Annotated in this window: 2 protein-coding genes; both read left to right on the forward strand. The window is 40.1% G+C overall.

Going from position 1 to position 13813, the window contains the following annotated elements; all coding sequences use genetic code 11:
• Window positions 1-31 precede the first annotated feature (31 nt).
• On the forward strand, window positions 32-12661 hold the full coding sequence (locus tag EHR07_RS07150; protein ID WP_135744458.1) for a polymorphic toxin-type HINT domain-containing protein: 12630 nt from the start codon (window positions 32-34) through the stop codon (window positions 12659-12661).
• 6 nt (window positions 12662-12667) lie between these two features.
• The gene (locus EHR07_RS07155; protein ID WP_135744459.1) at window positions 12668-13204 is read left to right on the forward strand and encodes a hypothetical protein; all 537 of its coding nucleotides are present in this window, start codon (window positions 12668-12670) and stop codon (window positions 13202-13204) included.
• Window positions 13205-13813 lie beyond the last annotated feature (609 nt).

The following is a 13813-nucleotide window of genomic DNA, read 5'->3' on the forward strand; positions in this document are numbered from 1 at the left end:
TGACAGAACGGTTGTTAGGAAGCGAAATTAAATGACAAAGACCCAAAAACGCCAGTTAAAAAAGACAAAACACGCCCTTTTTAAAGGACTAAAATCTGCCATATTATCAATCATCATATTTGAAATGACCTTTGGTTCTTTTGTTTTGGGTCTTATCGGGCAAGAGAACCGATTTCGTGACCTTTGGAGAAAGGGAACGGATGGTCAAATGGATCGTCAGTTCGAACAAGCAAACCACGCAACGTCAGAAGAAGAATTTAATAAGTTAGTTGGTCGTGGTCTTGGCGTTGTGCGAGGAGACTGGGAAGCTCGTGCGGAAGTAGAATTAGAAAAGGAATTGCGGGCATTTGCGGACCCAGAGGAGAAAAAAAGGGAACGTGAAAAGTTAGAAGTCGAGAAGGGACTTGCCAAAGAAGAATGGGAAGAAGAAGTCCAACGCGAAATAGATGAAAGACGCGGATTCTGGAAAGTCTATTTACAAAGTCCTCAATTAGAACGTGTCTGGAACTTGGTGGATCGTGCCGGTCTTGTACTTGGTATGGCGCAAGCAGATGCTGCGGCAAAGGCTGGTGCCACTGCCGTTGACAAAGTAAAAATTTGGGACGAAACAATTAATGCGGTCTCATCCAATATCCAAACAGATTGGGAGCAATCTCTCGAAGAAGTATTTTTAGAAGTTCAAGGAGGCCTTACTTTTTCTTCCGAAGTAGAGAGACTTGCTTTTGAAAGTGAATTGGCGAGACTAAAAGAACAATATCTCGCAGATTACGAATATGAAGAATCTTCTTTGCTCTCTTCGAAGAGGATGTATTTTGTTTCGCAACAAAACCAAAATGAAGACATGGCCAATCGATTGGCGCAAGAGACAAATCCTTCTGAGTTAGCAAAACTTCTAGTGGAGAGGACGAAACAACAGATAGCTCAAAATGGAGGAGTATTTGTTTACGGGGAGAACACACTTCCCAACCAAGTCGCTTTGAATTTCCAAAATGGAGATGAAGCTTACCAAGAAAAAGTTTTAAAAGCATTGGAAGAGGGACAAGGCCTCTGGCAAAAAGCAATTGATGAAATGATTCTCGGCAAACTCCGTTACGACCGAGATGTAGAGATGCAATGGCGATCTGGGGAAGCAGATTGGACCAATGCGTATGGCCAATTAGTAAAAGCGAGAGAAGAGTGGGTTGCAACAGTCCAAAAACAAATCCAAGAGGGTTTGAAACAATGGGATGCAAGCGAAGCCACAATGGTCCAAAACAAAGCTAAGGCGATTGAGGAACTGGATCGCACACTTGCTACAAATAAATCCAGTTGGGATGCACATGTTAGAGGGATCACTGATGTAATTACAGTGGGTGCCGATACCTTATCTACAATCGCATCTAATTTGGACTGGTTTGAAGATGCATTGGCACGTGCAGAGGCACCTGGAAGTGGATATAATTCTAGTGTTGTTGCCGAATACCGCCAACAAAGAGATTATTGGAAAGGTTTAGAGACAAGATACAGAAATTTAGTAGCAGCTACACAAAATCAAATCCATGACCAAGACATTCGAGGGACAGGTGTTGGACAAGGGCTTTTGGTAAATGCTGGTGGAAGCGATCCTTATGTATTGAGTGTTCAAGAGTTTGAACTCAAACTCGCTCGCGAAGAATTGAAGTTATTGGAAGCAAAACGAGATCGCGCTAAAGCTGTTTATGATTATGCGGTTGGGAATGTGGGCCAAAAAACGGCAGCTCAAATTGCAGCAGAGTTGGACACAATTCGACAAAACTTCAAAGCAAAAGAAGCGGCATATTTATCTCTTCTATCTGAGTTAAATGGCAGTGGAAGTAGTGTATTTGGAACACCGGGTATGGATCCAAATTCAAGTGTAGAAACAGGATCCACAGTAACAAATCCAGATACCATTCTCAATCAACTTACTGAACAAAATAGAATTTTAGAAGAGAAAAGAAAGGCCTTAGAGCTTGCAAGAGCCAGCATGGGTGATGCTTCGGTTGCTTATGAAGCTGCTCTAAAGATCCAGGTATTAATTCGTAACCCTGGAATGCTTGGTCAAATAGGGGATTTAACTTCAGATTCGAGTGCCATCCAAGGGAATACTGGACTTAGAGGAGAAATTGTCCAAGCCCAAGAAGAGCTTGAGCGTCAAAGGGAAGTTCTACGCCAGCAAGAAAGAAAGATGTATGAACTCCAATATGAGAGAGAAAATGCATTTCGTTCCCAAACTTTTTATGCAGAAATCAACCAAAGGGTATTAGAGTTTGAGAAACTAAAAGAAAATCGAACATTGCTTGTCGCCGTACTTGACGGAGATGGAACATTAGAAGAAAAAATTGATTCATTGTTAGCTGGTGACAAGTTAGTTCAGCTGTATGGAAATCAAGTTTCTGTTCAAGTAAAACAAAGTTTAGAAACATGGAAGGCAAGTTTGGCAGGCTTAGATAGTTCTGTTGTCACAGCTGTAACTTCCCACGACAATAGTATCACTAATTTAATTACAAAGATCAACTTACTTGATGTCACTCAGTTGGAAACCACTACGAATCAAATTCCAACTTTTGTAAATCAGTATGAAAACATTATTTCAAGATTGTATGCAGATTCTCGTTTAGATGCTTCTTATCTAAATGCGGAATCCATCATTCCTACTTATGAATATTTACAAAGTCTAACATCTTCTTCTGGGGATGCCTTATCACTTGGCAAAGAGGGGATTAACGAATTAAAAACTGCAATGGCAAACTATCAGTCTTATGTTTCTGCCAATGTTGGGAACCAAGGAAGTCTTGCATATTCTGCGAAAATTGTGGAATTGGAACAGGCGATAGGAACTGCGGTAAACAAAATTGACCAATATAATCAATATATAGCCGAAGTTAGCAAAACAGTTCAGTATTTGAATGTAAATGTATTGGATGCTTTGTCCAAAACGGATGCTATTGTGGATGCAACCTTGACGGGTTCGGAAAGAGCAACAACGAAGGAAAATTTCCGAACACTTCGTGGTGACGAGTCGAATCTATCTGCTGGAATGCTTACTTCTTTAAATGGAGTGGGAACTTTGTTCTCCGATTCTATTCAGGCAATGGGCCATTATGGACAGATGAATTTAGTTTTCCGAAACGCTTTGGAAGATAGAAACAATAAAACAAAACAAGTTTCTGATGGTCTTGTGTCACTCTTTGATGGATTCGAGTTAGAATATAGAGCCAAAGAAGTAGAATTAACATTTTTGTTAGATGAAACTGGTGATGAAGCTAAATTAACAGCGCTTCAAAAACAAGCAGAACAAAAGAAGAAAGTAGCTGGTGCGGAAGTAAATGCAAAAGCTATGGAAATGCTTTTAGGTTATTTGGGTAATTTAGGCGAAGGAGATAGGAATGTCGAATCCATTTACCTTCGTATGTTGAAAGACTCTGAGGTAATTAGCCAAGATACAAAAACAGATGCTAGTTCTATATTAGAAAGAAGAGCGATGGCGACAGTTCTTGAGTTTTTTAGAAGTAGTCGTGGTGCATTTGCCAATTATATAGCAGGTTCAGGATACGATGATTTTATTGAAGACATGGGAAGACAAAAAGATTATGCAGATGCATTGTTGTCCTTCTATGAAAGTGGTAAAGAATATACTGCCACAGAAAGGGAAGAAATTCGATGGAACGGATCTGCCAACGAAAAGAAATTCTTAAAAGAGAGTTTTTCATATGGAGAATCCTTTTTCTTCCAAGCAGCCAATGGACAAGTGGCTCGTGAAATTGCAGTATCTCAAAAAGTTGATGATTTTGTTTCCCGAGTTCGATCCGGAGAAGTATTGAGTATACTGAAAGAAGAATACTTCAAAAGACAAGAAAACAAAGCTACAGGTTTATTAAAAGAACTACATGATGCAGTATCTGGACTTGATGATATCACTGCATCCAGATTACTCAGCGATTCCTTCCGAATTGGCAATTCAACAGACAGAGACTCTAGTGAAGAAACTCGACGTGCGAATTTATTATCTGGACATTTAGCAAACAATCCAGGAACTCCACGTGCACAGTTGAGTTCATTACTTGATGTTGGTAAACTCATTGAGATCTTCGGAGAAAAAGAAGGGCTCGCAATCCACTCAGAAATTTCTAACAAAATCTTAAATATAGACAACAGTGCAGCAGAAATCATTGAAAAATCTCAACTCTTGAACCCCAGACATGTGGCAATTGAAAGTGAATATCCCAGTTATTTGGACTTCTTTAATGATACAAAAAAAACAGGTTACACTGCTGAGATTCAAAAACTGGAACAGTATCTTACATTAAAAGATTTTGAAGATACATCCCAACCAATCCTAGATTCAAATTTGCAACTCACTGGATATGAAAAACCATTTGCTGGATTGGATTATTCAGAACTAGAAACGATAAAAACTTCCCTAGATGGAATGATTGCTAATTGGGGAACGATCAAGTCGGAATTGGAATCAGCACATGCGGATTACATGCAAATATTGACAACTTGGAGAGCGGCAACTCCTGGGACGGAAGAATATGCAGAACTTGCAGAAGAAGTATCTGAAAAGTTAAAAGATTTTTCTGCAAAACAAATGCAAGCCACAGACTATGTACGTGAACTCACCATCCAACTGGAAGAGGCAACTGAAAAGTCACAAAGTTTACTCGCAGAATATAAATCTTCCATTGGAATTGCAGACAAAACTCTTTTGACTATATCAAGTTTTGGTAAAATCAATTCCGCCTTACCAGGTTTTTACGATTATTTTAATTCAGCGGAAGGAAGACCAAAGTATCATTTTGTTTTTCAAGATGGGCCATTAGGACTCAGCGTGAATATCCAAGAAAAATTGGCGGATTTGGAAGCAGAGGCATTGTTTCAAAAAACTTCTGTTTCCAATCAATTGGAACAACTCGCTACATTAAATTCCTTTTCCGAAACTATGTATAAAGGAATTACTTTTTCTGACCAATATCTCGCTCTTTATGCCCGAAGAAAAGATTCGGAAGAAGCTGGGGAAGATTATCTTGAGAACTTAGATGAGAGGATTGTGGTGTATGCCTCTGCTGCAAACCAGAATACAATCAGCCAAGAAAACTTGATTAGTTATACAAAAGGGATTCGTGAATTTTTAACTGCCAAAGCAGCTCGTGGGGAAGAAGTAAATGCTTCTCTTTGGGAATCACTTGCCAATGCAGAAGTCTTTACGAAAGAAATGGCAGGACTGAAATACTACCAAAGTTTATCAACAGCTGACAAAGCAGATACAGCGAAACTCAAAACCGATTACGAAGAGTCCAAATCAACGAGAGAAACAGCAGAAGAAGCAGCCAAACTATTTGCAGAACTTCGATCTATGATTGATGGATTGGAAACACAAGGATTGCCGCTGGATCAGTCTATGGATCAAATTGGTCTATCCCTTACTAAATTTGAAACATTAAAAACAAAGTTAGACCAATCAGGATACAGTTTAGATTCCTCCATCATCTCAGGAATGGACAACTTGAAGACCTTTGCTTGGGAAAACCAAAAAGTCATTTTGGCCAAGGCATATCTAGGAACCATTGCAAACAATGGAACAATAGATAAATTTTTATCCGATGTGAAGAGTGGAAAATTTGTTCTACCGGGACCGAGTGGCAAACTTGAAAGAACAGCAAACTTCTTAGGAGCCGCATTAACAGAAACACAAATCACAGAAATCGAAGAACTCATCACACCATACGATCTACAAGCAAGATTATTAAGAACATCTAACCTAGCACAAGTAGACAGCCTATTACTCACATACGACGAAGACTTAAGAGACGCAGGAAAAGAACTGGCTTTACGCCAATCTCTCAGCCGCATCCAAACATCTTTGGCACAAGGAACCATCCCGAATCTTACACAGTACCCAGCAGAACTAAAAAACTATATCCTAACTGCAACATTTGAAGATTACGCAACTCGTAATGTAGATATGGGTGTACAAACATTAGCAAATGAGTTCGCAAGTTTGATGCGACTCAGTGATTCTGATAGAGATACCGTCATGACATATGCGGGGGAAAGGGAATCTAAAAATCCATCCACTTACCTTCCTGACTCACTCAAAGAATATCATTTATTAAATACATACTACCAAAACTGGACAGATGATTTATCCCCAGAAGATACAACAAGTCTTGCCAATTGGTTGAATACCAATGGTTATGAGTCAAATCTTATGGGTGCTTTCACCAAAGCAGCCAGAATGGATTATCTCCTTAGATCATACTCCGGCGAAAACATTGAAGAATACATAACTTCTGCAGGTAACAAACTGGGAAGTCCTGTCACAGAAGAAGAAAAACAATCCATTTTACTTAGCCAAGCCGGGCTTTATGACCCAACACATGCGAATGGAATTGATCCATTTTTTACCATCCAACAAGGGGTGTTTCTAAATTCTTATTCTTACAAAACCGGATTTTCGGAACTGGCTCTTTCTTTAAAAGAAGAGAGTGTGAAACTTGCAGTTGCTAGTATTGGATACAAAGCCGAAGAAGATAAGAAAAAATTAGCTTGGGACATTTCCAATAAAGTAGTCAAAGTAGAATCTTACTTAAGTTATACGCAAATTACTCAAGCGGGACAGGCAACTCCAACAGAAAGTGTACAAGTTACGAACCGCCTGAGAGAGTTAGAATTCCAAGCAGAACACCGTTTAGGAAATTTTTTATCTATCATAGAAGAGTATAACAGTTATTCTTATGATACAACCAAAGAAGACCAAAACCCATCTCTCAAAGTATTATTAAAAGAAATCAAAAATTCCGGTTACAGTGTTCGTGATGCTGTTTATTCCAAAAACGCGAATCTGGAATATGAGTTCCTTGGTGGATTTGATAACGCAAGGAAAGTTGTAGATAATTATGTAAAAAATAACCTTCCAGGTCGATCTGCCAATGAAGATCCTTATGCATTGGTCAACCAATCCAAAGGAAGTGTAAGTTCCAATGCATCAAGCATTGTCACAGCAGGGGAAGAAATTGGTGTTATCTTCAACATCAAACAACAAGCAAACGGAAACTACCTAGCTGAATTAGAAAAATACAAAGAAATTTACGAACAAAGACTCGGTGATTTTGATACGGCAGAATTGGGATTCAAAAACCAACAAACTGTAGTGACAACAAAACAAAACCAATACAACAACAAACAAGAAGAAGTCAAAACCGCCTATGACTTGTTAGAACAATCCTCTAAGGAGATGAGTTTACTTTCTTCTGTTTATGATTATGTAACCATCAAAGATTATTCTACACATGATGGCATTTCTGGGGAGAGCCAAACAGAGCTCACATCTCCTGTTGATTTGGTACGCAAACGTTACCAAGATGCTGAAAAAGCTGTCACGGATAAACTTGCAGAGATCACTCTATTACAAAAACGCGCTGATGATCGAATGAAGTTGAGTGAGTTGCAAGCTGACACTGCGGTTGCGGCAAACAAAGCAGAAGCAGAAGAGTGGGCAGAACGTGCCATGCGTTTTAGCATCGCAGAAACAAAAATCAAAGACAAAATGCAAGAACTCCAAAGGCAGATCAATTCTGCACGTGCTGATTTAGAAGGCACTATGAGTTCCTTAGTGGGTTCTGGTTTAAACCCTGCCATCCTTGATGGTCGTTTGGACTTTAATGATTCTGGATATAGAAGCCAAGAAACTAGACTCAGAGAATACTATAAAATTGCCGATGGACTTGCCACGAACAAAATAGGTAGTTGGGATTTTATCCACGGAGGGCGGGGAAGTGTCAATCCGCCTGCTTATTCGGGAGGACTTGCTTATGTCCACCCAAGTATCAATATCTATGGATACGTAAATACATATGGGAACGGATCTCAATCCGTTGCCGCACAACGAGCATTTGATGGTGTTTGGGTACTTGATTTTAACGCTGCTCCGGAGAGTGCCTACCACCGGATGACTTCCTATAACTATGGGGAATATGAAGCTAAAATGAATTATGCCCTTGGGAATGTAATGGGTAGGGCGATGTTAATTTTTGCCATTATGTCCCTTGGAAACCCGATGACGGGTATGGAAGCAATCAATCGAAATAAAACTTGGATCGATAGCAAAATTGCAATTGATAATACTGTTAACACTGCCAGATCACAAGCCAATACATTAAAAAGCCTACAAGAAGAACTTAATAAGTACACAGATATTTCCACCGGCGAACAACTCATCGATATGCTGAAAGGCGGACCAGCGAAAGGCTATATTGAAACCGGGTTAGAAGATAGTGATGTGGCATTCCTAACAGGCGCTAGTGGTCAGTTGAAAAATGGAACCATCAATTGGACAGGTGGAAAAGAACCATTGTCCATTGACCGCCTTGTGGGGAAAAATGGAGATCCTATTATCCAAAAAAGAGCCGTCAAAGATTCTTATGGTTTATTTATAAGAGAAGGAGTGATTACCGCAGGTTCTCCTTCTACAAGTTCTAATGTTGGTTATGCGAATGATGGCCGTATGGTCAATATTATGACATCTGCTGATGAGTTTGTTGGATCTCTTGCTTCTATTTCCAAAACACAATATACAATCGAAAAAGAAGAGTATTATGCTGTCCAAGAAGCAGCCATTGTCCGTGGTGTCAAAGCAGACAAACGAGAAATTTTAGACGATCGGGATCGTTTTTACTCTGACCTCCTTACAAAAGTGACCGGTGGTACAGGGAAAAATATTGAATACGATATGTATAAGACGCTCGTGGAGGATTACTACGGTCAAGGGAACGTAACAGACCAACTCTATGCATTGAACGAAAGCCAACAACGTGAATACCAACTCAAAGTTTGGGACAATAAAGAAAAAGATTTCCAAGCTAAAAAAGCTGATTGGATCGAAAACGTAAATTATTTGATGAATACTGGTTCGGCTCGTTTTAACGATATGTTGACATCGTTTAACCAGTCTTGGGACCAGTGGAGACGTGACTTCAAAGAAGAAACCGACAAAGGCAAAGCCGAACATATGGCACGCATTGAAGAGGCTTTGAAGAAAAAAACAGATTGGGAAGTGAACTTACTCAACCAAGCAAGAAAAGGCGACCAGTTTGAAATTGATCAAGTGTATGCTGAGATCCAAAAAACCATCGCCAATATGGGAAGTGTTCCCAACACAGTCCTTCTCCAAAACAATGCTAACAAAATCCTAAACACGATCATGAATAGCAAACCCCAAGTTCTAGACAATCGTATGTTAGAACAAGGGATGTATGCGGATGTTCAGTTCTTTGTGGATGAACTACAGAAATCCAAATACGACGAATCCAATGTAGAAAAAATGAAGTCTCTAACCAAGGAGATGGAAGACCGCAGTAAACAAATGGCAGTCTTACAAACATTGGACTCGTTATGGTCGTTGCCACTTACCTTTGAAGCCACGATAGCCGAACAAAACAAAGCCCTAGATGAACAGTTAACGATGCAATTATTGCAGGATAACTTTATCAAGATGGGACCAGGGTATGTGAGATCTGCTGTCGATAAGATGGGAAATCCTACATATCAGATACTTCCTACCTATGCTAATTTCTTATATATCAAACCGGATAAATTGCCAACTGTCAAAGATTCCAATGGAAAGGAATGGGATCTAACCGATTACCAGTCTTTGCAAGGGAAAGACGCTCCTGCCAGTGCGGAACTTACCACAATGGTTAGACTGGCTCGTAACCAGATGCAAACGGACTTCAAACAAACCTTTGATCCTGAAAAGCCAGAAAACCGTGAAGTCGGTTTAACAATGCTTGATCCAAAAGCTATGGCACGAGTTGCAAAGGCAGCACAATCTGCTTTGGGTCAGTTTGCATCAGATCCTCAGAAAATGCTTCAGTTTAACTCTGCTGATGAAAAAGGCAAAGAAGCCATGATGGAATCAGCGAAGAATTCGGGTTACTTGGTAGGACCTACAGTGGGCGGAGCCTTCGGAACTCACCACTTCAACCAGTTCTATCCTATTCTTAAGATGAAGGAGATGTACAACGAGAGCAAAGCAGAAGGGGAAGCTCTCAAAGGTGACGGTTTTGCCAATGCGGTAGGACAAGCTGCCGGAGCATATTTATCTGTGATGTCTTATGGCTTGATCGATGCAAAAACGATCTCAGGTCAAGTGACCAAGTTCATGCATAAGAATAAAGATACGATTGATACAGTCGTAGAAGTAGCGGCAACGATAGCAGTTGCTGCAATATCTATAGTGGGAGCTCCGCTTACAGGAGGAGCTTCTTTAATGGCCGGAGCTGCAATATTAGGCGGACTAGCTGCGTATAAAGCGGTGCAGGGTGCTTATGAAGGAGGGGTACTTGGTGCAGTGGCGGGAGCTGCAAATTTCGGGAATGTTTATGTTCGCTCTTTTACTGGAGGGGCAGTATCATATAATTTAAGCTATAGCTATGATGAAGGTTTTGGAGCAAGTGTAGGAGCAGGATATAAATTAGGGGAAGGGTTGGCTCTTGGCGGAAGTATATCTTATAATGAGAAAAGCGGTTTCTCAGGTAGTATTGGCCTACAAATGGGTTTAACCGGCGACAATCGCCTCACCTTAAATGCAGGTTTGAATTTCGATCAGAAAGGGTTTACAGGAGCTGATGTAGGCTTAGGGATTGGAACAGGTGCTCAGAATAAGAATGGAGACTTTGCTGGATCCTTGGATGTGGGCTTGAGTTATGATAAGCGAGATGGTTTTGGTCAATCGGTAGGATTCTCTGAGAGCGTAAATAAATACGTCCCTAAAGGAGGTATTAATGTAACTAATACCGCATTTGGTGGCGTGACAGCAAATGTGAATTCACCTTCGTTTGGTGGTGTCACCGGTGGAGTGAGTTATAACACAAAGACACATGGTTTTACAGCATCCATCAATGCAATGGGAGCTAACGCGTTCAATTACGATTTTGAAAGTAGTACCCTATCATCCAATCGAAACTTTATGGGCGATGTAGGGAAGGCTCAAGGTTTAGCGATGGGTGGAGAATTAAGTGAGGAAGCGAAGAAAAAACTAGCGGCGACTATGGCTGATGCGCATGGGCGTTATGTGCAAGGTATCTTGGAAGCGAATCCTAACAACAAAGAGTTAGCGGATGCAGCAGGCGATCCGGATGCGTTCCAGGCTAAGGTGAAGGAACTGGATAAAGACGGTAAATTAAAGCACCCAAGCGACAAGTTTGGAACTGTAGATTCAGGGAAGTCACGAACTGCCTTTGGAGAGATCGCCGGCTTCTTTGAAGATGTGGGCAGGTCGATCGCCGGTAAAGAAATTAGTTTTGGAAGTGGTTATATTGATGAGAAAGGAAATTTTCACCAAAGGACTTGCTTCGTTGCTGGAACCAAAATCCATACCAAAGACGGACTCAAGAACATCGAAGACATCCAGGTTGGGGATTTGGTCTTATCTAAATCGGATGAAACAGGTGAAGTCTCTTACCGCAAGGTAGTGAACACCTTTATCCGCCAAACAGATGCTATTTACACTGTTTCCTTTGCAGACGGAACTGTCCTTGAAACCACTTGGAACCACCCGTTCCGTGTGAAAAAACAAGGTCATACCTTAGAGAAGTTCTCTATAGAAACTACTGATTGGGTGCAGGCAAAAGATTTAAATCCTGGGGATGTGGCTCTTGGTGCGGATGGAAAGGAACTGGTTGTAACAGACATCACCATCGAGGAGCGGATTGAGACTGTTTATAACTTTGAGGTGGCAGAATATCATACTTACTTCGTGGGAGAAGTCGGGGTTTGGGTGCATAATGCTCCTTCTGGTGAGTATTCCGCTGATGTTAACCGAGAAGCATTACTTCAAAAATTTTTGAATGAAAAGGGTGAGAAAGAACTTCTAAAGGACTACGAAAGTGCAAGTAAAGCTATTACAGCCATCAATAAGAAAGTTTGGCTATTTACTTCGGACGATTCGAAAAAGGAAATGGTTCTGAAAGCTGCGCTCGAAGCAGATAATTATGAAGAATCTGTGATTCTTATAGATCAAGCCGTGCAGCAAGGGCTTCTTAAAAAAGGTGATATCGCTGATATATTGGACAGGGCACAGATTGTTCGACCTTCAGAGGAACAACGATCAGCTACTTTAAATCCAATTGTAAGTCAAACTTTGACTGACAAGGGCTGTTCTACATGTATCAGAGAACTAAAAAATGGCCAAGTTGCTGTTCACAATCCTTCAACAATTCAGATTGTCGAAGGAGATTTCGGGCGAGATACACTTCAATGGAGAAAAATTGGAAATTTTGATGACAAAGTGCACTATACAGGTGGTGATCAACCTAACCGTGTTGACTTGGACAGGGATTACAATGAAAATCTCACTTGGTACGGTCCGAATGCAAAATTTTCTGTTGATGAAGTAAGAATTGGTGAACCAAATAATGGCTCTAGAATAACTCTCACAGTGTATACCCCACGTGGTCCTGAAAAAGTTACACTAAAGCATTTTAATCAAATTAATTCTCAAATTTACAATGCAAGAGGTACCGAAAAGATATTTGACAGTGGAACATACCTAGGTAGAACTAATAGGATTATTGGCTTAACAACTGGTCCTCATTTGCATGGAGAAGTTGAACCAGGCAGCGAACGAAGTGACTTTAGAATGCGTATGGAGGGGAGATAATTTCGCATGAATCAAAAAAAAGTTGGAATCGTTGCATTCTTTATGCTTATCTCCGCACTTTTTGCATGCGACAAAAAAAATAGTGAGATAGAAATCAAACCGATGACAAAAGCGATTTTGGATTCCTTTCAAGATAAGGATGAGAAGAGACTGTCCGAATTGCTTGCTGACAAAGTTTATTTTCAGGTAGTTGAGATGGAGAATGTATTTTCTAAACCAAAAGCTGGCTGGTATACAAGCCCTGCCATGAAGTATATTCTAGATACTAAATCATTTCGTAAAAGCTTTAATTTGGATGAAATTTCGAAAGAGACAGGTTACTTAAAAGATGCATATTCGATTAGAGATATCTTTATTTTACAAGCAAATTCGATTAAGGAGTGTTACAAAGGTTGCAATAAAATTGTATATGAAATTGAAGGAAAAAATTATCCAGCAGGAATTTTGACAGCAGAATATGAGAGTCTTAAATATGCAATTTTTATGTTTTGCTTAAATTCCAATGAATGCCGTATACTCCGGATACAAGTTGATTTTAAATAGTGTTGAGCCTCCCCAAAACTATAATAGCGAACAAAATGTTCGTTAAGTTAAACACTTATTGCAAACGGGAACTGATTTTGAAGACAAAATATAATCGAAAACCATCGATTTCTAATGATTCACAAAGACTTTGTTCCAAAAATGAGTGATCAGTTGGTAGCTAGGATATAAGGAATCCTTCTCTTCTATAGAAGAGATTACTTCAGCAAAGATTGCAAACCGAAGTGTAAAAGAGAATTAATCTCTCTTAAGCGCTTTTCGTCCAAGAGTAGGTGAGCCTCGCCAAAACTATAATAGCGAACAAGATGTTCGTTAAGTTAGACGCTGGATGCAAACAGGAACGGTTTTGAAGATAAAAAACAAACGGAAGTCATCGATTTCTAGTGATTAACGAAGACTTTGTTCCCAAAATGAGTGTTCCGTTGGTAGCTAGGACATAAGGAATCCTTCTCTTCTATAGAAGAGATTATTTAAGCAAAGGTTGCAAACAATCATTACAAACCGAAGTGTAAAAGAGAGTGATCTCTCTTAGGCGCTTTTCTTCCAGGAGTAGGTGTGGTAGAGACCGCCTAATACGGGAGTGGATTCCAAGTGGCAGTTTCCATCTCG

Origin of the sequence: Leptospira bandrabouensis, assembly GCF_004770905.1 — a bacterium.
Taxonomy (GTDB): Bacteria; Spirochaetota; Leptospiria; order Leptospirales; family Leptospiraceae; genus Leptospira_A; species Leptospira_A bandrabouensis.